The sequence below is a fragment of the Pandoraea fibrosis genome (genome assembly GCF_000807775.2).
GTDB classification, from domain to species: domain Bacteria; phylum Pseudomonadota; class Gammaproteobacteria; order Burkholderiales; family Burkholderiaceae; genus Pandoraea; species Pandoraea fibrosis.
The window spans coordinates 2735536-2762059 of sequence record NZ_CP047385.1 but is presented as its reverse complement, the minus strand read 5'-3'; the positions used below and the strand labels follow the sequence as shown (position 1 = coordinate 2762059).

The window sequence follows — 26524 nt, the reverse complement described above, 5'->3', positions numbered from 1 at the left end:
GTCTCTCCTCAGGCAGCCGCCTGCGACGATTCCAGAAAGTCCTGCGCGAAGCGCTGCAACACCCCGCCCGCCTCGTAGATCGACACCTCTTCGGCCGTATCCAGACGACAGGTCACCGGCACCTCCACGCGCTCGTGGCTTCCGTCCTTCTTCTGGCGATGAATGACCAGCGTGAGGTCCGCACGCGGCGTGCGCTTACCGATCACGTCGAACGTTTCGCTACCGTCGATGCCCAGCGTCTTGCGGTTCGTGCCCGGCTTGAATTCGAGCGGCAGCACGCCCATGCCAACCAGATTGGTACGGTGAATGCGCTCGAATCCTTCGGCAACGATAGCCTCGGTGCCCGCCAGACGCACGCCCTTGGCCGCCCAGTCGCGCGACGACCCCTGACCGTAATCGGCCCCGGCAATCACGATGAGCGGCTGCTTGCGCGCCATGTACGTCTCGATCGCTTCCCACATGCGCGTGATCTTGCCTTCCGGCTCGATGCGCGCCAGCGAACCCGCCTTGACCTGCCCGTCGACCACGACCATCTCGTTCTTGAGCGTCGGGTTGGCGAACGTGGCGCGCTGCGCCGTCAGGTGATCGCCGCGGTGCGTGGCGTAGGAGTTGAAGTCTTCCTCCGGCAGTCCCATCTTCGCGAGGTACTCGCCGGCTGCGCTGTCGGCCATGATCGCGTTCGACGGCGAGAGGTGATCGGTCGTGATGTTGTCGCCCAGCACGGCCAGTGCGCGCATGCCGCGCAACGTGCGCTCACCGGCAAGCGCACCTTCCCAGTACGGCGGACGACGGATGTAGGTACTCATCTCACGCCAGTTGTACAGCGGCTCGGCCGGCTCGCCGTGCTGCACAGACGCCGCGAACATCGGCTCATACACGCGGCGGAACTGCTCCGGCTTGACGCTGCTCGCGATGATCGCGTCGATCTCTTCGTCCGCCGGCCACAGGTCGGCAAGCTTCACGGGCTTGCCATCGGCATCGACACCCAACACGTCCTTCTCGATATCGAAGCGGATCGTGCCCGCGATGGCATAGGCCACGACCAGCGGCGGCGACGCGAGAAATGCCTGCTTCGCATACGGATGAATGCGGCCGTCGAAATTGCGGTTGCCCGAGAGCACGGCGGTGGCGTACAGATCGCGCTCGATGATTTCCTGCTGGATCACCGGATCGAGCGCCCCGGACATCCCGTTGCACGAAGTGCAGGCGTAGGCGACGACACCGAAGCCGAGCGCTTCGAGTTCCGGCAACAGACCGGCGGCCTCCAGATACAGCGTGACGGCCTTCGAGCCCGGCGCCAGCGAACTCTTGACCCACGGCTTGCGCACCAGACCCGCACGGTTGGCATTGCGCGCGAACAGGCCGGCGGCAATCATGTTGCGCGGGTTATTGGTGTTCGTGCAGCTCGTGATCGCCGCGATGATGACCGCGCCGTCGGGCATCAGGCCCGGTTCGTTCTCGACCTTGCCGCTGATGCCGCGGGCGGCCAGCTCGCTCGTCGGCACCCGTTTGTGCGGATTCGACGGGCCGGCAATGTTGCGCACGACGCTCGACAGATCGAACGTGAGCACGCGCTCGTATTGCACCTTCGTCAGACTGTCGGCCCACAGACCCGTTTGCTTCGCGTAGGTCTCGACCAATGCCACCAGCGCGTCGTCGCGGCCGGTGAGCTTGAGGTATTTGATCGTCTGCGAATCGATGTAGAACATCGCCGCAGTGGCGCCGAACTCAGGCGCCATGTTCGAGATCGTCGCGCGGTCGCCCAGCGTCAGGTTCGCCGCACCCTCGCCGTAGAACTCGAGATAGGTGGACACCACCTTTTCCTTGCGCAGAAACTCGGTCAGCGCCAGCACGATATCGGTTGCCGTAATGCCGGGCTGCGGCTTGCCCGTCAACTCGACGCCGACGATATCCGGCAGACGCATCCACGACGCGCGGCCGAGCATCACGCTCTCCGCCTCCAGTCCCCCCACGCCGATGGCGATCACGCCCAGGGCATCGACCATGGGCGTATGCGAGTCGGTGCCCACCAGGGTGTCGGGATAAGCCACACCGTCCGTCACCTGAATCACCGGGCTCATGCGCTCGAGGTTGATCTGGTGGAGGATGCCATTGCCGGGCGGAATCACGTCGACATTGCGAAACGCGTTCTTCGTCCAGTTGATGAAGTCGAAACGGTCTTCGTTACGGCGATCTTCGATGGCGCGGTTCTTCGCGAACGCATCCGGATCGAAGCCACCGCACTCCACGGCCAACGAGTGATCGACAACGAGTTGCGTCGGCACCACCGGATTGACCAGCGCCGGGTCGCCGCCTTGCGCCGCGATGGCGTCGCGCAGACCGGCGAGATCGACCAGTGCCGTCTGGCCGAGAATGTCGTGGCACACCACGCGTGCGGGGAACCACGGGAAATCGAGATCGCGGCGTCGCTCGATCAGTTGCCTGAGCGAATCGGTGAGCGTCGCGGGATCGCAGCGGCGCACGAGGTTTTCGGCCAGCACGCGCGAGGTGTAGGGCAGCGTGTCGTAGGCGCCCGGTGCAATGGCCTCGACAGCCGCGCGGGCGTCGAAATAATCGAGCGACGTTCCAGGCAGCGTTTTGCGGTATTCGGTATTCATCATGTGAGGAAAGTGTCGGCCCGGCCTGTGGCGGTGGTCAAACAATGTGCCTGAGCGATGCGCGGGGCGGCGACGCAGATCCAGCCAGCGCCACCCCGCGCCGGCCGGGCAAAGCATGCCCGGCCCAGCGATCTCAGCGCTTGTCGATCGGCACGAACTTCTGATCTTCCGGGCCCGTGTAGTTGGCGCTCGGGCGGATGATCTTGTTGTCGATACGTTGCTCGATGATGTGCGCGCTCCAGCCCGACGTGCGCGCAATCACGAACAACGGCGTGAACATCGCGGTCGGCACACCCATCATGTGGTAGCTCACGGCGCTGAACCAGTCCAGATTCGGGAACATCTTCTTGACGTCCCACATCACCGACTCCAGACGCTCGGCAATGTCATACATCTTCGTGTTCTGCTGATCCTTCGACAGTTCGTGTGCGACTTCCTTGATGACCTTGTTGCGCGGGTCGCTCACGGTATAGACCGGGTGGCCAAAGCCGATGATCACTTCCTTGTTCTCGACGCGCGCGCGAATGTCGGCCTCGGCTTCGTCGGGCGAGTCGTAGCGTTTCTGAATTTCGAACGCCACTTCGTTCGCACCGCCGTGCTTCGGACCGCGCAGCGCGCCAATGGCGCCGGTGATCGCGGAGTGAATGTCCGACCCCGTGCCGGCGATCACGCGTGCCGTAAAGGTCGACGCATTGAATTCATGTTCTGCGTACAGGATCAGCGAGGTGTGCATCGCGCGCACCCACAGGTCCGACGGCTTCTCGCCGTGAAGCAGATGCAGGAAGTGCCCGCCGATGCTGTCGTCGTCCGTCTCGACATCGATGCGCACGCCGTTCTGGCTGTAGTGGTACCAGTACAGCAGCATCGAGCCGAGGCTTGCCATCAGTCGGTCGGCGATGTCGCGTGCGCCCGGCACGTTATGGTCGTCCTTCTCCGGCAACACGGTGCCCAGCACCGAGACGCCAGTGCGCATCACGTCCATCGGATGCGCGGCAGCGGGAATGGTCTCAAGGGCGTCCTTGACGGCGGCCGGCAAGCCGCGCAGCGACTTCAACTTGGCCTTGTAACCGCGCAGTTCCGCCACGCTCGGCAGCTTGCCGTAGACCAGCAAATACGCGATTTCCTCGAACTCCGAGGTCTGGGCCAGATCCAGAATGTCGTAGCCGCGGTAGTGCAGATCGTTGCCCGAACGGCCCACGGTACACAGGGCCGTATTGCCGGCGGTCACCCCCGACAGGGCGACGGATTTCTTCGGCTTGAGGCCAGTGGCAGTCGTCTCGCTCATGCTCATTCCTCCAGGATCAGGGATTCGGTTATTTCTGTTGTGCGAACAGGGCGTCGAGCTTCTGTTCGTAAGCGTGGTAGCCGATGCTCTCATAGAGTTCGGCGCGCGTTTGCATCGTGTCGAGAACGGCCTTTTGCGTGCCGTCGCGTCGAATCGTGTGATAGACGTTCTCCGCTGCCTTGTTCATGGCGCGGAAGGCCGAGAGTGGATACAGCACCAGGCCGACCTGCGCGCTCTTCAACTCTTCCACCGTGAACAGCGGCGTCGAGCCGAATTCGGTGATGTTCGCAAGCACCGGCACTTTCACGGCGTCGGAGAACTGGCGGTACATCGGCAGTTCGGTCATCGCTTCCGGGAAGATCATGTCGGCCCCGGCCTCGACGCACGCGCAGGCGCGATCGATGGCGGCCTGAAGGCCTTCCACGGCCAGCGCGTCGGTGCGCGCCATGATGACGAAGTTCTCGTCGGTACGGGCATCGACCGCGGCCTTGATGCGATCGACCATCTCCTGCTGGCTCACAATGGCCTTGCCCGGACGATGACCGCAACGCTTCGCGCCAACCTGATCTTCGATGTGCATTGCCCCGGCGCCGAACTTGATGAGCGACTGCACCGTGCGCGCAATGTTGAACGCCGACGGACCGAAACCGGTATCCACATCGACCAGCAACGGCAGATCGCAGACGTCGGTAATGCGGCGCACATCGGTGAGCACGTCGTCGAGGGTGGAAATGCCCAGATCGGGCAGGCCGAGCGAACCCGCCGCCACGCCGCCACCGGACAGATAGATCGCCTTGAAACCGGCCGCCTTGGCAAGCAAAGCGTGGTTGGCATTAATAGCGCCGACAACCTGCAACGGTTGCTCGGTCTTGACGGCCTCGCGGAAGGCGGCGCCGGCCGAACGAATGGTTTGCGTCACTTGAGTCCCTCGGTCGTGTCGTGCGCGACCGGCGGCCTGAGCCTGCCGAATCGCACGTTGGTTAAGTTGCGGTGACTTCATTAGCAATGGCCGTGCCAGCCGGGCACATCAGCCGACGCGAGCATCGGCACGACGTACCTAAGATGTTCATTTGACAGCGGAAATTCTTCGCGGGTGTGACGTTGACGTCAAGCCGGTTGTCGCGCGAGTCATCGCATGCGCGTCGCATGACGTTTCATTTTGAAACTCATTATGAAACATTGCGTCGCATCATGCTACGATTCGGGGACCTCCTGCTGCGGCGCTATTCCCGCGCCGCCAGTTCGCCGACGAGCTACGCCATGCCCAGCGCTACCGATTTACCACCCCGCCTCCCCGTATCGAGCACCAGCGTCGTTCGCGCGGCACTCGCGCAACCGGTCTTCGCCATACGCAAGCCCGTTATCTGGGCCGTGGGCATCAGCAAGCTCGGCGAGTTGTACCGAGATATCGTGCCGGACTACGCCGCGCAAGCCGACGTGCAGATCATCGACAAGGGGTATGACGCGGTCATCGAGGCATTGGAACGCTTACCCCCGGGTAGCGTCGACGGCATCGTCGCTGCGGGATCGAATGGTGCCTTTCTGCGCGAGCGCGTCGCACTGCCGGTGGTGCTCGTGAAAGTCACCGGATTCGACGTGATGCATGCGCTGGCGCGTGCGCGTCGTGCGCTGCCATCCCCCGCGCCCGCATCACGGATCGCGCTGGTGTCTTATGCGCGCCCAGCCCAGGAGTTCGAGCGCTTCAAGAGCGCCTTTCACCTCGATATTGCCCAACACGCGTATTTCGATGCGCACGATGCGGAAGACCTCGTACACCGGTTGCGCGACGAAGGCATGCAGGTCATCGTCGGCCCCGGCCTCGTGACCGAGCTGGCCGAGCGGGCAGGACTGACAGGCGTGTTTCTTTACTCGCAGGATTCGGTGCGCGCAGCGTTCGATACTGCGCTCGAAGTGGCGCGTTTCGGCCGCATCGAGGCGCAACGCCGCGAGCGGCTCGACACCGTACTGCGACACCTGCACGAAGGCGTGGCGGCAGTCGATCTGAACGGCCGCATCGAAGCCATCAACGCGTCGATGGCCAGCATGCTTGGCGTGACGGTTGCCGACGCGCTGGGTCGCCCGCTGGACGCGATTGCCCCCGCGCTGGATATTGCCCGCACGCTGGAAAGCGCGAGCGCCGAGCTTGAAGCCATCGTCTCGATGGCGGGCAAGACATGGGTCATCAACCGAATTCCACTGCTCGATCAGGGCACGCTCACAGGTGCATTGCTCACCTGCCAGGACTCGCAATCGTTCGCGCGCGTGGATCGTTCGCTTCGCTCGCGCCATCGCCCGCGTCATCTCGTGGCACGCTACCGGCTCGACGACCTGATCGGCGATTCGGCGGCAATGATGCAAGTGCGCACGCTGGCACGCCGTTACGCACAAACCGATTCGACCGTGCTCGTTCACGGCGAGAGCGGTACCGGCAAGGAACTGCTCGCACAAGGCATTCACAACGCCAGCCGCCGGCGCGACTACCCCTTCGTCGCCATCAATTGCGCCGCGTTTCCGGAGACGCTGCTCGAGAGCGAACTGTTCGGCTATGAAGACGGCGCCTTCTCCGGCGCCCGGCGCGGCGGCAAGGCGGGACTGTTCGAGACCGCTCACAACGGCACCCTCTTCCTCGACGAGATCGGCGAGATGCCGATGCCGTTGCAAACACGGCTGTTGCGGGTCTTGCAGGAACGCGAAGTCCTGCGCCTGGGGGCGACCGAGCCAGTCCCCTGCGATGTGCGCGTGATTGCCGCCACGCACCGCGATCTTCGTCAGCAAGTCGCCGCTGGCCTGTTCCGCGAAGACCTGTACTACCGGCTCAACATTTTGCGAATGGTCTTGCCGCCGCTGCGCGAACGCATGGAAGACCTGCCACGCCTCACTCCCCTCTTTCTCGAACGCGCCCTCGCCCGCGCCGGGGCGCGGATGAGCGTCGATGCGCTGCAGGCATCGCTGCTGCCGCTGCTCGCCACCTATCGCTGGCCGGGGAACGTGCGGGAACTGGAGAATTTGCTGGAGCGCATTGCGGTCGTGTGCGCAGACGTCGTCGACGCCCGCGAAATCGGTCATGCGCGATTGATCGAGATCGCCCCGGAGCTCGGCGCAGCGCCATCCGATGTTTCAAAAGCGAACAGCGGCCGGAAAATCGACTCACATGCGTCGCCCGGAATGGACATGACCGGGGAGCGCGCGGACCCGGTGCCGCCCATGTCGGGCCGCGCTCGGCGCGCCGCCGAGGAACTCGAGCGCATTCACGCCACGCTGGCGGCCTGCGGGGGGGATCGCAGCGCCGCCTGCGAGGCGCTCGGCATCAGTCGCTCGACCCTCTGGCGCAAACTTCGCGACACGCGGGACGACTGAATGTCATCGAAGCAGCCTAAAACGCTTGTCAATGCTGGTGACGGATGCGGTCCCACATCGCGTGCCAGTCCAGGCGCTTGTGTTCAGCCGGCTCGTCGTGATGCGTCACCCAGAAGTGATCGACAACCATACCGATGGCGAAGCCGACGAGCAGCGCCACAAGCATCATCGAAACGTTGAGCATGGACATGGCGGCCTCCTGTCGGTCCGGATGATGCTTCCATTCTAGTCAACCGTTTTCATACCTGCGTCCCGATCTCGACACCCGGACGGCATAAAAAAACCGGGGTCGAAACCCCGGTTCTTCATGGACCTCGAACGATGCGCATCATGCGCATCGAAAGCGGTTTCAGTGCTTACCACGTCGCAATCAGCGCACCCTTGAACTGCGTTTCGATGAATTTCTTCACTTCGTCCGAGTGATAGGCGTCGACCAGTTGCTTGACCCACGGCTTGTTCGCGTCCTGCACGCGCACCGCGATCAGGTTGGCATACGGGCCCTTCAGATCTTCGATGGCGATGGCGTCACGCTGCGGCACCAGACCGGCTTGCGCTGCGAAGTTCGTGTTGATCGACGCGGCGTCCAGATCCGGCAGTGCGCGCGGCAATTGGGCAGCTTCGAGTTCCACGATCTTCAGCTTCTTCGGGTTCTCGGCGATGTCCAGCGGCGTGGCATTCTTGCCTTCCAGACCGGCACGCAGCTTGATCAGGCCTTCCTTTTGCAACAGAAGCAGCGCGCGATTGCCATTCGACGGGTCGTTCTGGATACCGACCTTCGCGCCGTTCGGCAGATCCTTGAGCGACTTGAATTTCTTCGAATAGAAGCCCAGCGGCGAAACATAGGTAAGGCCAGCGCTCACGATCTTGTAGCCGCGATCCTTGATCTGGCTGTCGAGGAACGGCTTGTGCTGGAAGCCGTTGGCGTCCAGGTCGCCCGCGTCGAGCGCGGCGTTCGGCTGTGCGTAGTCACTGAACTCGATGATCTTGATTTCGAGGCCACGCTGATGCGCAACCTTCTTCACGACTTCGAAGATCTGCGCGTCCGAGCCGGCCATCGTGCCGACCTTCAGGGGCTTGTCGGCCGTCTGGGCCGTGGCGCCGAGGGATGCCAGCGCAAACGTAGCGCCGAGGAACGCGTTAATCAGTTGACGGGACAGCATGTGCAAATTCTCCTTTTGCTTATGTGACGCCTGTTGAGCGCCTGTTCGATATCACGCGAGCCTGATGAGCCCGCAGCGGTGACGGGGAGCCCTCGGCCCCTCTCGCAACCCAGACCCCGGATGCTGCCACAGATGCGGGTTTACGCGAAATACATAATCGGCATTTCCATATCCCCCACTCGTTTCGATAGCCAGGGCAAATGATAAAAAAAGCCCCCTCGGTTCACCGAGGGGGCTCGTCGCCGGGAGAACAACCTGATCACGGGCCGGGGGGGTGGCACGGCTGGCAGCAACCGCCGCCAGCCGGTCGCATCAGGAACCGACGATCAACCTGTGAGACTCGCTATACCGTTGCATTGCAGAACAGACCCTGCACGCGCCGTGCCGAGCGCGTGCAGGCTGCCCACGACTGGCTCAGGGGCACGGCTCCTCGCCGTTCTGGCCGTTCATTGCACATCCCCCACCACCGCCGAAACCGCTGGGACCACCGAAGGCGGCAAGCCCGTTACCACCGGCCGAGCCACCAATGCCGCGTCCGCCAGGACCGGAGGCACCCACGCCCCCACCTCCGCCACTGCTGGCGCCAACGCCGCCAGGGCCACCCCCAGTTCCTCCGCCGCCGGGGCCACCGCCAGGGCCACCACCGGGTCCACCGCCGGGTCCACCGCCGGGGCCGCCGCCGGGGCCGCCACCGGGACCACCGCCGGGGCCGCCACCGGGACCACCGCCAGGACCACCACCGGGGCCGCCGCCGTGGCTACCGCAACCGCAGCCGCCGGCACCGCCGATCCCGACACCGACACCTACCCCCGTTCCTGTCCCGCCCGGGCCGCCGAACGCGCCAAGTCCCCCCAATCCACCGCCGCCACCGAAACCGATACCGCCTCCGCCACCGCGCCCACCGCCACCTCCGGCGGCATACGACGCGTCGATCGAAACACCACACAGCATGGCTACCGCCGCTGCTCCCACCAAAGTCGCCTTGAACCCGTTCATGGTCCCCTCCCCGCGCACGCGTACCCTCACTTCGGAACACACAGACCCCCGCCAGAAGGTTCTGCGTTACGACGTAAGCGCATCAGCGAAAAACGCGGGCAATAGCGGGCCGGCCCGTGCGTTGATGCACAGGGACACCTTGCCAACTGCCTGCGGAAATTCCGGGTTGGCGCTTCGCCATACACGATTCACATACGCGAATTCCGTGCCAGACGACCTAACCAATTGATTTAAAAGAAACTAATAACTCAATTTGCGAGACACCGAAGCGCCACCCGCCGAAAATGTATCGTTCTTGAAACGCTTACAACGCAAAGCCGTTCCACGAAGCGCCGCCGCGCAACGCATGCGCGCCAGGCAGTGTCGAGGGACAGCGGCGCCAAACATGCCAATCGCCTCAGTTCGCGTCGATCAGTTCGGCCGAGGACTCACGCAAACACGCGGCGAAGAGCTGCGCGGCAGGGGTGGTGGTGTCTTCGCGCCAGTAGAGAATCGCCTCGCCCAAGGGGCCGAGTGGCGGCAGCGGCAGCACACGCATCGAACCGCGCTGCACATAACGCCGGGCAAGTGACAGTGGCAGGATCGAGACAAAATCGCCGCCTCGCAGCAACGCGAGATTCAATGCCAACGAACTCGACTCGATCGCCGGACGCTGCAACGTCACCCCATGTTCGGCGAGGATTTCCACCATCGTCGCAAACGCGGGCGATCCACGCATCGGTGTGATCCAGCGAACGTCCTGCAAATCGTCCCAGGTGACCGGCCTGTCGGCAGTGTCGTGCCCGCCCAGCGGATGCCGCGTGCCGACCACAAACACGAACGGCTCATGGTGCAGCGATTCATGGCGCATGACGGGCAAGTGACCGGTCACGCGATTGCGTCCGAGCGCCAGATCGAGATTGCCCTCGTCCATCATTTTGAGCAGACGGTCGAGCGTGGCTTCCACGAAGGAGAACGACGCATTCGGTGCGCGCCGTGTGAACAACTCGACCGCATGCGCGATCAACGGTTGGGGAATCGTGACCACGGCACCGAAGCGCACATGCCCCGCCGTGCCGGCGCTCAGCGCACTGACATCACGTCGCGCCAGCTCGATCTGCCGGAGAATCTCTCGGCCTCGCTCGACGAGCACACGCCCGATGCCGGTCAGCTCGACAGCATTTCCCACGCGTCGCACGACCGGAGCGCCCAACGCCTCTTCAATCTCCGCGATCTGCTTGGAAATTGCCGGCTGCGTGACGTGAAACGCCGCCGCCACGCGCGTGACCTGCCGCAATTCCCCCAACGTCACCAGTATGCGCAGATGGCCCAGCTTCAGGCCGCTGCGGAAAAAGCGTTCTATCGAGGTATCGGTCGTTGACATGGCGGGCGTGAAGAGTCCGTAGCGTTGGGCAAGGGCAGAACGCCAACATCATAACCAAATGGTAATGTCGCGAGCGCAAAGTGTGATTTGCCGTTGCGCCTGCCCACGCCTTACCCTTCGATCGAGCAGCACTGTCGCGCGGGCAGCCTCATGGCGTATCGCTCAGTCGGGAATGGCCCCTTGCCGTTCCTCATCGAGCCGCCACCGCATAACCGAACGTGCGCCACGCTGCCCAATAACTCGACGTGCCGAATGGCACGCATCCACGGAGACAACACCCATGAGCACGTCCCTTTCCGGCGGCGCGCGGCCGCATGCCGGCGCGAATGCCGCCCTGGACCCGACGCAGCGCGACGCGCTGTATCGCAAGCTGACCTGGCACATCATCCCGTTCCTCTTTCTCGCCTTCATCGTCGCGTACATCGACCGCGTGAACGTGAGCTTCGCAAAACTGGAGATGCTCGCGGACCTGTCGTTGTCCGAAACCGTCTACGGGGCCGGCGCGGGCGTGTTCTTCCTCGGCTACTTCATTTTCGAAGTGCCGAGCAACCTGATCCTGCATCGCGTCGGCGCACGCATGTGGATCGCGCGCATCATGGTCACCTGGTCGATCATCTCCTGCCTGACGATGTTCACGCAGGGCCCGATGTCGTTCTACGTGCTGCGCTTCCTGCTTGGCGTGGCCGAAGCCGGTTTCTTCCCCGGCATCGTGCTGTATCTCTCGAAGTGGTTTCCCTCGAACAAACGCTCGCAGATCATCGCGCTGTTCATGGTGGCGATTCCGGTGTCCGGCGCCATCGGGGGGCCGCTGTCCGGCTGGATCATGCAACGCTTTGGCGGCCTGCACGACTTCGCTGGCTGGCAATGGCTGTTTCTGATCGAAGGCATCGCCTCGCTATTCGTCGGGATCGCCGCCTTCTTCGTGTTGCAGGACCGCATCGAAGCAGTGAAGTGGCTGAGCGCAGACGAGAAGCGTCTGCTCGCGCAGGATCTCGCGGCCGACGACAGCACCCGCGCGCATCAGAGCGTGCGCGAGGTGTTCGGTAACGGCAAGGTCTGGTTGCTCGGTCTGCTGTACTTCTGTATCGCGATGGGCAATTACGGTCTCGTGTTCTGGCTGCCGACGATGATCCGCGCGGCCGGCGTCGCCAACCTGGGCAACATCGGGTTGCTCTCCGCCGTGCCCTCGCTCGTGAGCGCCGTTGCCATGATTCTCGTGGCGCGCCACGCGGACCGTCGTAACGAACGCCGTGTGCATGTCGCTGTGTGCTGTTTGCTGGGCGCGGCCGGCATGCTGGCCTCGGTGTTGCTCGCACAACATTTGTGGTGGTCGATGGCAGCACTCATCGTCGCGGCCATCGGTATCAATTCGATTGCGCCGGTCTTCTGGGGCATTCCCACGGCCATGATGGGCGGCGCCGGTGCGGCAGCGGCCATCGCGCTGATCAACTCGACCGGCAATCTGGCGGGCTTCGTCAGCCCATATGTCATCGGCTTTCTCAAGGACAGCACCGGCCAACTGCTGCCCGGCATGATCGTGCTGGCGTGTGCGTTGATCGGCGGCGCCTGCATCGTGCTGTCGCTCAAGCCACAACGGAGTCACGCATGAGTTTTCCCGTCTGCCTCGTGACCGGCGCCGCTACCGGCATCGGCGCCGCCACTGCCCTGCGCTTCGCCCGCGATGGCTGGGCCGTGGCCATCAATAACTTCGATGACAGCACCCGCGCTGCGGCGGAGTCGGTCGCCGCGCAATGCCGCGACGCCGGTGCGCAAACGCTCGTCATTGATGCCGACGTCGGCGACGACGCCGCATGCCGTCGCATGGCGAACGCCGTCGGCGCGCAGTGGGGACGGCTCGACGCACTCGTGAACAGCGCGGGCACCACGCGCGTGATCCCGCACGGCGACCTCGACGCCATCGACGACGTCGAATTCGAGCGCATTTACCGCGTCAACCTGATCGGCATGTTCCAGATGACGCGTGCCGCCGCACCGTTGCTGCGCGAACGCTCTGCGGGGGCTTCGTCGGCCGCCGTGATCAACATTTCGTCGCTGGCGTCGCTCAACGGCACCGGGTCGTCGATCGCCTATGCCGCGTCCAAGGGCGCCGTCAACTCGCTCACGCTCTCGCTCGCGCGCAATCTCGCCCCGCATGTACGCGTGAACGCCATCGCGCCGGGCATGGTCGACGACGGCTTGCTGCGACGGGTGCTCGGCGACGACGCTTACGCCCGCGTAGTCGACGGCATGCGCGAGAACGCGCCGCTCAAGCGCGTCTCGCAGCCGTCGGAAATCGCCGACCTCGCCTGGTTCCTCGCGGCCCACGCACCGGCGATGACCGGTCAGGTGCTCGCCATCGAAAACGGTTTGCTGCTGAACACCTGAGCGACAGCATCGGACGCATCAGGCGAGAAACAACATAAGGAAGTCCCCATGACAGATCTGCACAAACACCGTTCACGCACGGTGACCGAAGGCGTGACGCGCACGCCGCACCGCGCGTTTCTGCGCGCCACCGGTCTGGACGACGCCGCCATCGACAAACCGTTCGTCGCGATTGTCGACACTTTTGGCGAAAACACGCCCTGCTCCATGTCGCTGAACCAGATTTCGGACAACGTCCGGCTGGGCGTGGCGGCCGGGGGCGGCGTGCCGATTCGCGGCTCGGCGATCTCGGTGTCGGACGGCACCTCGATGAATCACTCGGGCATGCGCTTCTCGCTGGTCTCGCGCGAGACGATTGCCGACAGCGTCGAGCTGTTCGTGCGCGCGCACTGTTACGACGCCCTCGTCGGCGTGGCCGGTTGCGACAAAACACTGCCCGGCATTCTGATGGGCATGGTGCGGGTGAATGTCCCCGGGGTGTTTCTGTTCGGCGGCGCGATGCTGCCGGGCGTGGCGCCGGACGGCACGCAAGCCACAATCCTCACGGCCATCGAAGCGGTCGGTGCGGCGCAACGCGGCGACATGAGCGCCGAGACGTTGCTCGGCGTTGAAAAGCGCTGCACGCCGACCGCCGGTTCGTGCCCGGGACAATTCACCGCGAACACGATGGCGATGGTCGCGGAAGTGCTCGGTCTCGCGCCATTGGGCTCGGCGATGGTGCCGGCGGTGTATAGCGAGCGCATTGCCATCGCCCGGCGCGCGGGAGAGAACGTCATGCGCGCCCTGCGCAATGGCGGGCCGCTGCCGCGCGATCTGGTCACGCGCAAGAGTCTGGAAAACGCCTGCGCGGCCGTGGCCGCCACTGGCGGCTCGACCAACGCCATGCTGCACATCCCTGCGATCGCGCATGAAGCCGGCATTTCCTTCACGCTCGACGACGTCTCCGAAGTGCTCGCCCGCACACCGCTCATCGGCGACATGCAGCCTGGTGGCCGCTATCTGGCAGTCGACCTGCATCATGTTGGCGGGGTGCCCGCTGTCCTCAACGCGCTGCTTGCAGGCGGCTACATTCATGGCGACACGCTCACACAGAGTGGCGAGACGCTCGACGCTGCGCTACGGGCGTTTCCCGGCCCGGACGGCCGCGTCGTCAAGCCGCACACCGAACCGCTCTCGCCGAACGCCGGACTGGTCGTATTGCGCGGCAACCTCGCCCCCGATGGCGCCGCACTGAAAACAGCCGGGCTCAAGCAACTGGTCTTCTCCGGCACCGCGCGTGTCTTCGAAACGGAGGAGGACTGCATGGCCGTGGTCGCGGCAGGCACGTATCGCGAGGGCGATGTGCTGGTCATTCGCAACGAAGGCCCCAAGGGCGGGCCCGGCATGCGTGAAATGCTCAGTGTGACGGCGGCGATCTACGGGCAGGGCATGGGTGAAAAGGTGGCGCTGCTCACTGACGGGCGCTTCTCCGGGGCGACGCGCGGCATGTGCATCGGCTACGTTGGCCCGGAAGCGGCGGCCGGCGGACCGATCCGTTTGCTGCGCGACGGCGACCGTATCCACATTGACGCCATCAAGGGTAAGCTCGACGTCGAACTCTCCGACGAGGCGCTCGCCGCGCGGGCGGCACAAACGCCGCCGTTCGTGCGCGGACGTCTGGGTGGCGTGCTCGAGAAGTACGAAGCCCTCGTGCGCCCGGCCAAGCTGGGCGCCGTCACGCATTCGGGGGCCGTGCAATGGCCTTACGAAGCGTTACTCGGGGAGACGTCAACCGACAAGGACCCGAATCGATGACTACCCCACGCGTAGGCTTTTGCGGCATCGGCCGCATGGGCGAACCCATGACGCAGCGGCTGCTGGCCGCCGGACACGAGGTCGCCGTCTGGAACCGTTCGGCGGCCAAGCTGACGGCCCTGACCGATGCTGGCGCCATGGCCTGCGTCACGCCACAGGCGCTCGGCGAATGCGTCGACATCGCCCTGCTCTGCCTTGGCGACGGCAAGGCCGTGGAAGACGTGGTGTTCGGCGAGCATGGGCTCGTGCACGCGAGCCCGCCGCCGCGCTTTCTCGTCGACCATTCGACGCTCTCGCCCGCATTGACGCGCACGCTCGCCAGGCGCTGGCATGAGGCGACCGGCAGTGTGTGGATCGACGCACCGGTGTCCGGTGGCACAGCGGGCGCCGAGGCCGGCACGCTCGCCATCATGGCCGGCGGCCCGGCGCAGGCGATCGAAGCGGTCACGCCGGTGCTGCGCGCATTTGCTTCACGCGTCACACGCATGGGCGAGACCGGCGCAGGCCAGACCACCAAGCTCGCCAATCAGGCCATCGTCGCCACCACGCTCGCAGGGCTCGCCGAGGCGTTCCTGCTCGCCAAGCGCAGCGGCATCGACACGTCGGCCGTACCGTCGGCACTGCAAGGCGGCTGGGCCGATTCCGTGCTGCTGCAAACGTTGTGGCCGCGCATGGTGACCCCGCCGGCGCATGCCACCGGCACGGTTCGCGTGATGCTCAAGGATCTCGATGCGATTGCAGAACTGGCTCACACAAGCGCTACGGTGCAGCGCGTGCTGCCGGAGGTGCGTCGTCTGCTGAGTGACGCCGCGCAACGCGGCATGGCGGATTGGGATCTGTCTCAGATTTTCCGGATCGGCGAAGCAGAGAGTTCGCCGCAAGGGTGATCGTGTGCATGAGGCTGGCCATGCCCATTGTCGAGCATGGCCAGCCTCACGTAAGGCTTACTTGACCTGCACGGTGGCGAAGTTCTGGCGGCCGAACGGGCTCACCTGATAGCCCGACACGTCCGAGCGCGTAATCACCGAGGCCGTCGGATGGGCCAGCGGAATCCACAGCGCGTCGTCCTTGATCGTCTTCTGCGCCGCCTGATACTTGGCCGTGCGCGTGGCGACATCGGCCGTGCGCTTGCCGTCGCTGATCAGCTTGTCGAGATTGGCGTCGCAGAAGCGCGCGAAGTTCGTGCCCGACGTGACGGCCGCGCAGCTGAACTGCGGCGTGAGGAAGTTATCGGGGTCGCCGTTATCCCCCGACCAGCCCATGAACAGCAAGTCGTGTTCGCCGGCCTTGCCGCGGCGAATCAACTCCCCCCACTCCACGGTCTTGATTTGCGCTTTCACGCCGATCTTCGCCAGATCGCTTTGCAGCATCTCGGCGCCCACACGCGGGTTCGGATTGAGCAGGCTGCCGGCAGGACGCGTCCAGATCGTCGTTTCGAAACCTTGCGGGAAGCCGGCATCGGCAAGCAGCTTCTTCGCTTTCTCGATGTTGTGCGGATAGTCCGCCACGGTCTTCGCATAGCTCCACGTGTTCGGCGGATACACATTGACCGCCGGTGTGGCCGTGCCCTCGAAGACCTGCTTGACGTAACTCGGTTTGTCGAACGCCAGATTCAGCGCCTGACGCACACGCACGTCGTTCAACGGCTTGTGCTGCGTGTTGATGGCGACGAACGCCGTCATGAACGCGGGCGTTTCCACGACCTTGAGCGCCTTGTCGCCGCGCGCGGCCTGCACGTCGAGCGGCTTCGGCGAGAGCGCGATCTGGCACTCGCCGACCTTGACCTTCTGGGCGCGTACGGCGGCATCGGGCACGATCGTGTAGATCAGGCGTTCCGAAGCCGGCTTGCCGCCGAAGTACGACGTGTTCGCGTCGTAGCGAACGACGCTGTCCTTCTGATAGCTGCGAAAAACGAACGGCCCCGTGCCGATCGGACGCGCATTCAGCTCATCCGTCTTGCTGGCCGCGATGAGCTTGTCCGCGTACTCGGCCGAATAAATCGATGCGAACCCCATCGACAGCATCGAGAGGAACACCGCATCCGGCTCGGACAGCGTGAAACGCACCGTATTGTCGTCAACCTTCTGTACCGACTTGATCAACTTGCCCAGCGAGAGCGATTGCGCATGCGGGAAGCCCGACGGCGTGAGCTTGTGCCACGGTGCGTTGTCGTTGAGCATGCGATCGAACGTGAAGACGACGTCGTCGGCATTGAAGGCGCGCGTCGGCTTGAACAGGTCGTTGCTATGGAAGTTCACATTCGGACGCAGCGTGAACGTGTACGTCAGGCCATCAGGGCTGACTTCCCACTTGGTCGCCAGACTCGGCACGACTTTCGCCTGCGCGGCATCGAACTCAACGAGACGGTTGAACACCGGATCGGCGGAGGCGTTGGTCGTGGTAAGCGAGTTGTAGCGCACGACGTCGAAACCTTCAGGGCTGGCTTCGGTGCATACGGTCAACGGTTTTGCGTGCGCCAGGAGAGGCACCAACGGCAGGGAAAGGACAGTCAGAACTGCAGCGAGATTACGACGCGAGCGACGGCGCATGAGCTTCTTCTCCAGGAAGTCGATGACGATTGAAAAAACAGCGGATCAGAATAGCGCAAATTCAGGATAACTGCCTTTGCACGGGCCCATATGCATATATCCGAAGTCACGAATCCCGAAGCCGAACGTCAGTTCTGCCAACCGAAGGCCCGCATGCGGTGGACGATGCTGTCGCGCGCGACCACCACGGTCAACCGGGAGCTGACCGACATGTCGTACAGATACCGTGTGCGGCCCGCATACGGCACGCTCGCATAAGGATGCGCCAACAACGGCATCGCCGCCCCCGACGCCAGCGCTTCCCCCTCGCCCGCCAGCCGCGCCAGACATGAGCGATGCGCGGCGTCGCGCGCCACGGCGAACGGGTCGCCCGGTTGTGCACTCATCCGCGCCATGCCGTCCGGTCCATCCGTCCCGACCGGTGTCGGCGCATGCGCAGCCAGTGCCACCGGGCCCTGCCCCATGGCAACGAACAGCCACAATCCCGCGTGCGCCATATCGACCCACACCTTGCCGTGCGGTCCGTCGCATTCGAGCGGCGAGCCGCCGGGCGCAGGCGTGGGAACAGGGGCTTGCGGGGGAGAGCAATGGAACCAGCGGCCGAAGATCCAGCGCAATGCGATCCGCTCCGACAGAAAGCGATGGCGCATCTGCGGGCGCGGCAGACGGCGCGCGAGCGCATGCTCCGCGCTCGACAACCACGTTGCGCCATCGTCAGGCCCGCCAGCCGCAGCCCCCGTCGCGCCGAACGGACGCCCGGCGAGCAGAAAACGCCACAGCCACAGCTCGTCGACACTGCATTGCGGAAAAGCGGGCCCGCCGGGAGACGCCGCCGCTTCCCGATCGCTGCTGGCCAACGCGCGATGCTGCGCGCCACCGGTCAGCTTGCGCGTCCCCTGACCGAACTGCCCTAGTGGCAAGTACGTCATGGAAGGCGTTGGAATCGACGCGACGCGCGGCGTCGGATCCACCGTTCGTTTCAACATCAGCATTGACGACCTCCACAGGCGAGGTCTCCGATGACGATTCTTGCGTGTGCTCGCAAAGGCATCGGCGGCCGGTTATTTGATAATGAGAATCATTATCAAATAATAGCACAAGGATCCATGGGAGGACGCATCAGAAACGCGCTGAAATGGGTGTGACGATGGGCCAATGAGATGCCATATGGAGGGCAGCCGCCCATGCGGCTGCCGTGGGCGGACGGCGGCTTGGGAACCGCCGACGGATCAGGCGCTGGCGGGCAGCGGCGGACGATACCCCAGCGAATGACTGGCCGCCAGCGCTTCGCGGCGCACGGCTTCGCCAATGGGGCCATCCATTCTGGCGTCGAATCCGCCAGTCGCGCCCAATGCCGTGATGACGCCGACGAGGCGCCCGTCATAGTTGAAGACGGGCGCGGCCAATGCGCTAATGCCCGTGAGGTTGGTGTCGCGAACGCTTGCACCCTGCGCTGCACGCACCGACGCCCGGAGGGCGCCAATCGGATCCGTCGCATCAAGCTGTGCACGGTGATCCGGCGACGCGTGTGCCAGTTCGGCTTCGGCCATCGCCAGCACTTGCGGATCGTCGAGCAGACCGAGGAAGACCCGGCCGGCCGCCGACCAGAGCACCGACATGACAGAACCAATGCGCACGTTGATCGTCACCGGCAGACCCGGCTCTTCGAATCGCACGATGGTCGGCCCCTTGTTGCCCATGACGGCGATGAAGCAGGTGACGTCGAACGCTTCCCGCAGACGCACGAGCGCCGGCTCGGCTGCCCGCACCGGATCGGCCTGCCGCATGGCGGCCACGCCGATAAGCATCGCTTCGAGCCCGAGATGATAGTGCTGCGAGTCGGCGTCCTGCGCGACGAGGCCCTCTTCCACCAGACTCATCAGATAGCGATGCACCTTGGCGGGACTTTGCTGCACATGCAACGCCAGGGCGGTGAGGCTCGCGCGCCCGCCCAGACGGGCCAGTCCCTTGAGCACGACCATGCCGGTTTCGGCTGACTGGACACGTTGTCGGCGACCGCGCTCACGCGGCATGTCGTTGGCATCGGTGTCGGACGCCGCGAGGCTGTCCGTCACGTCGGAAGGCGCAGCCGCGTTACGCGGGCGGCCTGCTGTAGGTCGTTTGCTAGTGGTCATCGGCGAGATTTTATGATGCAAATCGCTGTCGCCCGCCATTGCTCGCTCTAGAGGTTAACCCCAGTCCACTAATTTACGCAATGCGTATTATATTTACGCTTAACAGATTCAGAGAATGTGAACGCTCTCCGGGCGCGAGGTTGTCAGTCACCCTGCGCGAACCGGGGCCTATCACATCGGGATGAGGAGACGTCCCGCCACACTCGGGTGTCCGTGCGATCACGCACACGCTGCCCAGTCGCGAGCCGCTCCTCTACACTTGTTTCATTGCGTGTGTCGCCGCGAGCCCTGCACGGCCGTTGCCGCACCCGACCCAGAGAGCGTGAACGGATGAGCCAAACGATTTCCCCCACCCCCGACACCACCGCCGCAAGCGCCGGCGGCTGCCCGTTTCATCAGACCACCCCAGCCAAGGCGCCTAACGGCTGCCCGGTGAGCGCACGCGCCGCGGAATTCGATCCGTTTGAAGACGGCTACCAGCAAGACCCGCCGGAATACGTGCGCTGGGCGCGCGATCAGGAGCCGGTGTTCTACAGCCCGAAGCTCGGCTACTGGGTGGTGACGCGATACGACGACATCAAGGCGATCTTCCGCGACAACATCACCTTCAGCCCGTCGATTGCGCTGGAAAAGATTACCCCGACGGGACCGGAAGCGAATGCCGTGCTCGCGTCTTACGGATTTGCCCTGAACCGCACGCTCGTCAATGAAGACGAACCGGCGCACATGCCGCGTCGTCGCGTGTTGATGGAGCCGTTCACGCCCGAGCATCTCAAGCATCACGAGCCGCTGGTGCGCCAACTTGCGCGCGAGTACGTCGACCGCTTCATCAACGATGGTCGCGCCGATCTCGTCGATCAGATGCTGTGGGAAGTGCCGCTCACCGTGGCGCTGCACTTCCTCGGCGTGCCCGAAGAGGACATGGACAAGTTGCGCGAGTACTCCATCGCGCACACCGTCAACACATGGGGACGCCCGAAGCCCGAAGAGCAAGTCGCCGTGGCCCACGCGGTGGGCAACTTCTGGCAACTTGCGGGCAAGATTCTCGACAAGATGCGTCAGAACCCGGATGGCCCGGGCTGGATGCAGTACGGCATTCGCAAGCAGAAGGATTACCCGGAAGTCGTCACCGATTCGTATCTGCATTCGATGATGATGGCAGGCATCGTGGCGGCGCACGAGACGACGGCCAATGCCACTGCCAACGCGATGAAACTGCTGCTTCAGCACCCGGACGTCTGGCGCGAGATCTGCGAAGACCCGTCGCTGATTCCGAACGCCGTAGAAGAGTGTCTGCGTCACAACGGTTCGGTCGCCGCATGGCGTCGCCTGGCCACGAAGGACGTGAACATCGGCGGTATCGACATTGCGGCAGGCTCGAAGCTGCTGATCGTCACGTCGTCCGCCAACCATGACGAAGCACACTTCGCCGATGCCGACCTGTTCGACATTCGCCGCGAAAATGCCAGCGATCAGCTCACGTTCGGTTACGGCTCGCACCAGTGCATGGGCAAGAACCTCGCGCGCATGGAAATGCAGATTTTCCTCGAGGAATTCACCCGCCGCCTGCCGCACATGAAACTCGCGGAGCAGTCGTTCACGTATGTGCCGAATACGTCGTTCCGCGGCCCTGAACATGTCTGGGTCGAATGGGACCCGGCACAGAATCCGGAGCGACACGACGCCACCGTCCTGACCCGCCAATCGCCTGTGCGCATCGGTGAACCGTCGGGACATAGCGTGACGCGTCCGGTGGTGGTCGAGTCGGTCACCCCGGTCGCAGAGGGTATCGTCAAACTTCGTCTCGTTGCGCCGGACGGCCGCGCCATGCCGCGCTGGGCACCGGGCTCGCATATCGACATCGAATGCGGCGAGACGGGGCTCTCGCGCCAGTATTCGCTGTGCGGCGACCCGTTGGACGCCAGCGCCTTCGAGATCGCCGTGCTGCACGAGCCCGAGGGCCGAGGCGGCTCGAACTGGGTCCACACGCAAGTGAACATCGGCGACCGGTTGCGCATTCGCGGCCCGCGCAATCACTTCCGTCTCGATGAAACGACATCGCGTGCGATCTTCGTGGCGGGAGGCATCGGGATAACGCCGATCGCCGCCATGGCACGACGTGCGAAGGCGCTGGGCATCGACTACGACATCCATTACAGCGGCCGTAGCCGTCGCACGATGGCGCTGATCGACGAGCTTCAGACGCTGCATGGCGAGCGTCTGCATCTGTGGGTGAAGGACGAGGGGCAGCGCGCCGACTACGCCCGTCTGCTCGCCACGCCGCAGGAAGGCACGCAGGTGTATGCCTGTGGCCCGGTGCGCATGCTCGATAGTCTGGCGCAATGCTGCACGCACTGGCCGGAGGACACGTTGCGCGTCGAGCACTTCCAGTCGCAGCTGGGCACACTGGACCCCGAGAAGGAGCATGCGTTCGAGGTCACGCTCAAGGATTCGGGCATTACGGTCACGGTGCCGGCGGATCAGACCTTGCTCACGGCACTGCGCGCGGCGAATATCGACGTGCAGAGCGACTGCGAGGAAGGGCTGTGCGGATCGTGCGAAGTGCAGGTGCTGGAGGGCGACGTGGATCACCGCGACGTGGTGCTCACACGCACTGAGCGCGACGCGAACACGAAGATGATGTCGTGCTGCTCGCGCGCCTGTGGCAAGAAACTGGTGCTGGCACTGTAAGCAGCCGCATCCGATGACGGAAACACGAAGGGGCGCAGTTCATCACTGCGCCCCTTTTTTTCTCAGTGCTGAGGCTTGCGCAGCATCGTCAGCAGCGCGATGAGCGCCAGCACCGCGAATCCGCACATGACCGTCGCGAGTGGACGCGGAGAACCGTCGTTGAGCCAGCCCAGCAAACCGCCCGCAGCGAAGCCGAAGCCGTATTGCACGCTGCCGACGAGCGCCGCTGCCGCGCCGGCCCGCGTCGGATGATTGGCCAACGCCCCTGCCACCGAATTCGCGGTGATGATGCCGCGCAGCGACATGAACTGGAACAGCAACGCGACCATCACCGGCAGCAAGGCGACCCCGAGCCACACCGTCGCACACAGCACCGACGTGACGATCGCGCACCCGATGATGCCGATGCGCATCAACCGATAGGGACCGATCTGCCCCACGCGGCGTGAGTTGAACATCGTCACCGAAGCCATGCCGACGATGTTGATGCCGAAGAGCACCCCGAAGAACTGCGGCGAAACGTGGAAGTACTCCATGTACACCAGCGGCGTGCCGGTAATGTAGGTGAACGACGCGCCGAAGACCGCCCCGCCCGCCACCATGTAGCCGACGAAATGCGGATCGCGCAGCAGGTGCAGGTACGACGCCACCACGGCGCGCGGTCCGCCCGTCTGGCGCGCATGCACGGCGCCGGTTTCAGGCAAACGCCACAAGGCTAACATCGCCACCACGCCGAACATGGCGAGAATGCCGAAGATCACCCGCCACGTGGTGAAGCGCAGCATCTGTCCGCCGATGAGCGGCGCCACGATCGGCGCCACACTCATCACCAGCAACATGATCGAAAAGGCGCGCGCGCTGTTGCGTGGCCCATAGACGTCGCGCACGATGGCCTGGGCAATGACCGGCATGGCGCATCCCCCGAGTGCCTGCACGAAACGCCACATCATCATGTGATCCATGCTGTCGGCAAACGCACAGCCGATCGAGCCGAAGATGTATAGCGCAATCCCCGCCGCCATCGGCCGGCGACGCCCGAAGCGATCCGCGAGCGGCCCCCAGACGAGTTGCCCGAAAGCGAAACCGAGGAAGAAGTACGACAGCGTGAGCTGCGTGGCCGCAGCACTTGCGCCCAGCTCGTGACGCATCGTCACGAGCCCCGGCAGATACATGTCGGTGGACGCCGGCGCGATCATCATGAACAGGCCGAGAATGCCGAGCAACACACGCTCGGACGGCAACGCAGGAGAGAGTTCGGACGTCGTTGTCATTATCGTTGTGATGATTCGGCGCGAGCCCTGCCGCGCCGTAGGAAACGCCGCGAAAACAACGACGCCCGCCATGATACCGCCGGCGGGCGTCGCACTTTCATACTCGATGGTTATCGGACCCTTAACCGCTGCTTATGACGCGGTCTGTGGACGCGAAACACCGCCGTCAGTGAGGTTAGCTGGCCGTTGCCGTGCGCAGGTTGCCTCCGTCGCTGCGCTGCGTGCGGGCAATCGCCAACACGCCGATCAGCGACACGCATGCCGGCACCGCCGCCGCGAGGAACAGCGACGACGACGACCACTGCAGATGCATCAGTGCACCGCCGAGCACAGGGCCGAGCACCGAGCCGATCCGGCCGATACCGAGGCTCCAGCCGATGCCCGTGGAGCGCAACGACGTCGGGTAGTAGGTTGCGGCCAGCGCGTTGAGCGCCGGTTGCCCGCCGATGATCGAAAAGCCCGCGAAGAAGATAGCGACGAACACCGCGACCATCGACACCATCACCACCGGATTCCCGATCGCCGCCGTTGCCGCAATGGCAATCAGGAACGTGACCGCCAGCACGCTGGTAAAGCCCACGCGGTCGATCACCCGGCCAAGCAGCAAGGTACCGATCACGCCACCGGCCCACAAGGCAGTGCCCGCCATCACAGCAACCTGCGTGGAATAGCCGGCATCACGAATCACCGTCGGCAGCCAGTTCGACAGGAAATACATGTCGAGCAGGTTGGCGAAGTTGATGACCCAGAGCAGCACCGTCACGCGCGCGCGGCCGTCCCGGAACAGTTCGATGAACGGCACGCCCTTCGCCTTCTGCTCATCGAGCACGAAGTTGGCGTCGACCGGCACGTTGGCGCTGGGCGACACGCGCAGCAACTGCTTGCGAATACGCACGCGGTCACTCTTCTTGAACATCAGGAATTGAATCGATTCGGGCAGCGAAATCCACATCAGCACGCCGAGCACCAGCGGAATGGCACCGCCGATGAAGAACACCGCACGCCAGCCCAGACTCGGGATGATCGCGGCCGTGATGAGGCCACCGACCACACCGCCCAGCGTGAAACCGCACGACACCATCATCATGAGCGACACACGAATGCGTCGCGGGCTGTACTCGCCGGCCAGCGCCATGGCGTTCGGCATGATGCAACCCAGCCCCAGACCCGCGACAAAACGCCAGACGACCAACTCCGTGATCGTGTTGGCGAAGCCCGTGAAGATCATGCACACGGCGAAGAACAGCGTCGCGCCGATCAGCACCGGGCGACGCCCCAGCTTGTCCGCCAGCGCCGAGAACGTGAGCGACCCGACCAGCATGCCGAACAGCCCTGCGCCAAATACCGGCGAGAGCGTTTCCTTGGCGATGCCCCACTCGCGGATCACCACCGGTGCGACGTAGCCCATGGCCTGAACGTCGAAACCGTCCACCACCAGGCACATCGCGCACAACGCGATCACCCACCACTGATAGGCGCCCAGTCGACTGTTGTCGATCAGATTGCCCACATTCACATCTGCTGCTTTCATCCTGTCTCCAAACGTTCTCGCAACTTCGTGTCATTGCGTACCCGGTCGAGGCGCCGGCTTCTCCAGTCGTTGCCTCATGCCAGGCACCCACGCTGCCCCGGTCGGGCATGCAGGGCATTTCGTGCGTCGGGTCGGCGTTTGGGATTGCCAAGGTCTCACACACACAAAATTACGCTTTGCGGAAGTTTATATCGCCGAACGTAATTCAATGCTTGGTGTTAACACTTAGATTCCCGGGGGATGCGTGCCCCGCTGCGCGCAACGATCCGAACGACACCGGAGGGGGCCTGCGTCGTTTTGGGGCGCGCTGTCGCGCGGGGATCTGTGGTTTTTCTCCATATGGAGAATGGAATGACGTTTGGGCAATACACCCAAACGCTATGCGGGGCGGGGCACGGGGCGGGAAATTGAGAGATCGGTAGGCAAAAAAGCGACGAATTGTCGCACTTGTGGTTTTTCTACATATTTTTTCAGCAAAGGTTAACCCGTCTAGGGATTTCCCTGATATAGTTGCACCTGTCTCCTCCACCTCCTCCTGGTGGATTTCACGGCCAGCAAATTGCTGGCCGTTTTTTTTGCCTGTCGTTCCTGCCCAGCCCTGCGCCCGCGGCAATAGACCGTAAGGCAAGCGCGGCGCCGACATCGCTGAAGCCACGCCCTCCTGCGCTACACTCGTTTCCATGAAACTCGTGCCACTCGCCACCCTGCTTTGTGTTTTGCCGCTCGCCGGCTGCTATGTCGTGCAGTATCCGGGCGGTGCACTCGCGCTCTCTCCGAGCCCTGTCGCACCGCAAGCGATGCGTGCCGCGCCGGGGGCGCCCGGTGCCGTCGACGTGTCGAGCGCGCCGGTGCCAACGCCGAACGTCTCTGCCACGCCGGTCGCCCCGTCTTCGACGTTGCCCCCGCCGGCGGCTGGCACCGCGGCACGTCAAAGCTATCCGAATGGTTCGCCCGTGCCACCGGATTACCGGCCGCCGGCGCAGCAGACGCCGCGAGCGCCCGTTTATCCGAACGGCTCGCCGGTGCCGCTCGATTATGTGCCGCCGCCGACGTCGCGGGCTCCATCAGCGAACGTCCCCTATGGACAGGCCCCAGGCTACGCGACCTATTCGACGTACCCGGCATACCCCGCGTATTCGGCCTACCCTGCTTACACGGCTTACACGGCCTATCCGGTGTATTCGGCTTACGCACCGGTTTACCCGGCGTTCGGCCCGTCGCCCTGGGTTAGCAACGTATCGTTTTCGTTTTCTTGGGGACGCGGCTGGGGTGGCTGGGGGGGACGCTGCTGCTATCGCTGGCGCTGAACGACCACCTGCCGTGGACACGGCAAGCGTTTGATACGCGCATTGATGTTGGGCCACGCGCAACGCCTGGCGTGGCCTTCAA

General features: G+C 64.1%; 19 protein-coding genes. 7 read left to right on the top strand and 12 right to left on the bottom strand.

The window, feature by feature from the left end; genetic code table 11:
• Positions 1-8: 8 nt before the first annotated feature.
• The 3 genes from acnD to prpB form a co-directional block, all read right to left on the bottom strand.
• Positions 9-2621 carry a Fe/S-dependent 2-methylisocitrate dehydratase AcnD gene (acnD, locus tag PI93_RS12280; protein WP_039371284.1) on the bottom strand — a complete coding sequence of 871 codons (2613 nt, stop codon included), beginning with the start codon at positions 2619-2621 and terminating at the stop codon, positions 9-11.
• 130 nt (positions 2622-2751) lie between these two features.
• Positions 2752-3903 carry a bifunctional 2-methylcitrate synthase/citrate synthase gene (gene prpC, locus PI93_RS12275; protein ID WP_039371282.1) on the bottom strand — a complete coding sequence of 384 codons (1152 nt, stop codon included), beginning with the start codon at positions 3901-3903 and terminating at the stop codon, positions 2752-2754.
• Between the two features lie 28 nt (positions 3904-3931).
• Positions 3932-4822: a methylisocitrate lyase gene (gene prpB / locus PI93_RS12270; protein ID WP_039371279.1), complete on the bottom strand. Its 891-nt coding sequence runs from the start codon at positions 4820-4822 to the stop codon at positions 3932-3934.
• A 341-nt stretch (positions 4823-5163) separates the two neighbouring features.
• Here prpB and prpR point away from each other — a divergent pair, with 341 nt between their 5' ends.
• Complete coding sequence (gene prpR / locus PI93_RS12265; RefSeq protein WP_236109290.1) at positions 5164-7260, top strand: propionate catabolism operon regulatory protein PrpR; 2097 nt, start codon at positions 5164-5166, stop codon at positions 7258-7260.
• A gap of 28 nt (positions 7261-7288) precedes the next feature.
• On the opposite strand, the gene PI93_RS12260 is transcribed toward prpR, so the two are convergent.
• The 4 genes from PI93_RS12260 to PI93_RS12245 all read right to left on the bottom strand — a co-directional run bounded on the left by PI93_RS12260 (position 7289) and on the right by PI93_RS12245 (position 10779).
• Positions 7289-7450 (bottom strand): hypothetical protein, encoded by a 162-nt coding sequence (locus PI93_RS12260; protein WP_158453268.1) that lies wholly within the window; start codon positions 7448-7450, stop codon positions 7289-7291.
• 166 nt (positions 7451-7616) lie between these two features.
• The gene (locus PI93_RS12255) at positions 7617-8420 is read right to left on the bottom strand and encodes a MetQ/NlpA family ABC transporter substrate-binding protein (RefSeq protein WP_039371276.1); all 804 of its coding nucleotides are present in this window, start codon (positions 8418-8420) and stop codon (positions 7617-7619) included.
• Between the two features lie 414 nt (positions 8421-8834).
• Complete coding sequence (locus PI93_RS12250; RefSeq protein WP_158453267.1) at positions 8835-9416, bottom strand: hypothetical protein; 582 nt, start codon at positions 9414-9416, stop codon at positions 8835-8837.
• Positions 9417-9813: 397 nt separating this feature from the next.
• On the bottom strand, positions 9814-10779 hold the full coding sequence (locus PI93_RS12245) for a LysR family transcriptional regulator (RefSeq protein ID WP_039371273.1): 966 nt from the start codon (positions 10777-10779) through the stop codon (positions 9814-9816).
• Between the two features lie 280 nt (positions 10780-11059).
• On the opposite strand from PI93_RS12245, the gene PI93_RS12240 reads away from it, so the two are divergent.
• From PI93_RS12240 to PI93_RS12225, 4 genes are read left to right on the top strand one after another with little or no spacing between them, the layout of a single operon-like run.
• Complete coding sequence (locus tag PI93_RS12240; protein ID WP_039371271.1) at positions 11060-12388, top strand: MFS transporter; 1329 nt, start codon at positions 11060-11062, stop codon at positions 12386-12388.
• Positions 12385-13164, top strand: a complete 780-nt coding sequence (locus PI93_RS12235; protein ID WP_039371267.1) for an SDR family NAD(P)-dependent oxidoreductase — start codon at positions 12385-12387, stop codon at positions 13162-13164. The genes PI93_RS12240 and PI93_RS12235 overlap by 4 nt, the downstream gene beginning before the upstream one ends.
• Positions 13165-13212: 48 nt before the next feature.
• Positions 13213-14958: a dihydroxy-acid dehydratase gene (gene ilvD, locus PI93_RS12230; RefSeq protein ID WP_039371265.1), complete on the top strand. Its 1746-nt coding sequence runs from the start codon at positions 13213-13215 to the stop codon at positions 14956-14958.
• Entirely contained in the window at positions 14955-15845 is an 891-nt protein-coding gene (locus PI93_RS12225) for an NAD(P)-dependent oxidoreductase (protein ID WP_039371262.1), read from the top strand. Before ilvD ends, PI93_RS12225 begins: the two co-directional genes overlap by 4 nt.
• Positions 15846-15902: 57 nt before the next feature.
• Here PI93_RS12225 and PI93_RS12220 read toward each other — a convergent pair whose 3' ends face one another.
• The 3 genes from PI93_RS12220 to PI93_RS12210 form a co-directional block, all read right to left on the bottom strand.
• A complete protein-coding gene (locus tag PI93_RS12220; RefSeq protein ID WP_052240713.1) occupies positions 15903-17507 on the bottom strand; it encodes an ABC transporter substrate-binding protein in 1605 nt (534 codons plus the stop codon).
• A 128-nt stretch (positions 17508-17635) separates the two neighbouring features.
• A complete protein-coding gene (locus tag PI93_RS12215; RefSeq protein WP_039371258.1) occupies positions 17636-18499 on the bottom strand; it encodes a 4'-phosphopantetheinyl transferase family protein in 864 nt (287 codons plus the stop codon).
• Between the two features lie 237 nt (positions 18500-18736).
• On the bottom strand, positions 18737-19540 hold the full coding sequence (locus PI93_RS12210) for an IclR family transcriptional regulator (RefSeq protein ID WP_039371614.1): 804 nt from the start codon (positions 19538-19540) through the stop codon (positions 18737-18739).
• A 432-nt stretch (positions 19541-19972) separates the two neighbouring features.
• Here PI93_RS12210 and PI93_RS12205 point away from each other — a divergent pair, with 432 nt between their 5' ends.
• Positions 19973-22333, top strand: coding sequence for a cytochrome P450/oxidoreductase (locus tag PI93_RS12205; protein ID WP_039371255.1), 2361 nt, complete (start codon positions 19973-19975; stop codon positions 22331-22333).
• A 62-nt stretch (positions 22334-22395) separates the two neighbouring features.
• On the opposite strand, the gene PI93_RS12200 is transcribed toward PI93_RS12205, so the two are convergent.
• Complete coding sequence (locus PI93_RS12200; protein WP_039371610.1) at positions 22396-23604, bottom strand: multidrug effflux MFS transporter; 1209 nt, start codon at positions 23602-23604, stop codon at positions 22396-22398.
• Positions 23605-23779: 175 nt separating this feature from the next.
• A complete protein-coding gene (locus PI93_RS12195) occupies positions 23780-25135 on the bottom strand; it encodes an MFS transporter (RefSeq protein WP_039371253.1) in 1356 nt (451 codons plus the stop codon).
• 680 nt (positions 25136-25815) lie between these two features.
• On the opposite strand from PI93_RS12195, the gene PI93_RS12190 reads away from it, so the two are divergent.
• The gene (locus PI93_RS12190) at positions 25816-26442 is read left to right on the top strand and encodes a hypothetical protein (RefSeq protein WP_039371249.1); all 627 of its coding nucleotides are present in this window, start codon (positions 25816-25818) and stop codon (positions 26440-26442) included.
• The last annotated feature ends 82 nt before the right edge of the window (positions 26443-26524 follow it).

What these genes read in the sequence shown, in the direction of transcription:
- acnD (WP_039371284.1), bottom strand. Translation starts at nt 2,621, where the DNA reads ATGATGAATACCGAATACCGCAAAACGCTGCCTGGAACGTCGCTCGAT.
- prpC (WP_039371282.1), bottom strand. Translation starts at nt 3,903, where the DNA reads ATGAGCGAGACGACTGCCACTGGCCTCAAGCCGAAGAAATCCGTCGCC.
- prpR (WP_236109290.1), top strand. Translation starts at nt 5,164, where the DNA reads ATGCCCAGCGCTACCGATTTACCACCCCGCCTCCCCGTATCGAGCACC.
- PI93_RS12260 (WP_158453268.1), bottom strand. Translation starts at nt 7,450, where the DNA reads ATGTCCATGCTCAACGTTTCGATGATGCTTGTGGCGCTGCTCGTCGGC.
- PI93_RS12255 (WP_039371276.1), bottom strand. Translation starts at nt 8,420, where the DNA reads ATGCTGTCCCGTCAACTGATTAACGCGTTCCTCGGCGCTACGTTTGCG.
- PI93_RS12250 (WP_158453267.1), bottom strand. Translation starts at nt 9,416, where the DNA reads ATGAACGGGTTCAAGGCGACTTTGGTGGGAGCAGCGGCGGTAGCCATG.
- PI93_RS12245 (WP_039371273.1), bottom strand. Translation starts at nt 10,779, where the DNA reads ATGTCAACGACCGATACCTCGATAGAACGCTTTTTCCGCAGCGGCCTG.
- PI93_RS12240 (WP_039371271.1), top strand. Translation starts at nt 11,060, where the DNA reads ATGAGCACGTCCCTTTCCGGCGGCGCGCGGCCGCATGCCGGCGCGAAT.
- PI93_RS12235 (WP_039371267.1), top strand. Translation starts at nt 12,385, where the DNA reads ATGAGTTTTCCCGTCTGCCTCGTGACCGGCGCCGCTACCGGCATCGGC.
- ilvD (WP_039371265.1), top strand. Translation starts at nt 13,213, where the DNA reads ATGACAGATCTGCACAAACACCGTTCACGCACGGTGACCGAAGGCGTG.
- PI93_RS12225 (WP_039371262.1), top strand. Translation starts at nt 14,955, where the DNA reads ATGACTACCCCACGCGTAGGCTTTTGCGGCATCGGCCGCATGGGCGAA.
- PI93_RS12220 (WP_052240713.1), bottom strand. Translation starts at nt 17,507, where the DNA reads ATGCGCCGTCGCTCGCGTCGTAATCTCGCTGCAGTTCTGACTGTCCTT.
- PI93_RS12215 (WP_039371258.1), bottom strand. Translation starts at nt 18,499, where the DNA reads ATGCTGATGTTGAAACGAACGGTGGATCCGACGCCGCGCGTCGCGTCG.
- PI93_RS12210 (WP_039371614.1), bottom strand. Translation starts at nt 19,540, where the DNA reads ATGCCGCGTGAGCGCGGTCGCCGACAACGTGTCCAGTCAGCCGAAACC.
- PI93_RS12205 (WP_039371255.1), top strand. Translation starts at nt 19,973, where the DNA reads ATGAGCCAAACGATTTCCCCCACCCCCGACACCACCGCCGCAAGCGCC.
- PI93_RS12200 (WP_039371610.1), bottom strand. Translation starts at nt 23,604, where the DNA reads ATGACAACGACGTCCGAACTCTCTCCTGCGTTGCCGTCCGAGCGTGTG.
- PI93_RS12195 (WP_039371253.1), bottom strand. Translation starts at nt 25,135, where the DNA reads ATGAAAGCAGCAGATGTGAATGTGGGCAATCTGATCGACAACAGTCGA.
- PI93_RS12190 (WP_039371249.1), top strand. Translation starts at nt 25,816, where the DNA reads ATGAAACTCGTGCCACTCGCCACCCTGCTTTGTGTTTTGCCGCTCGCC.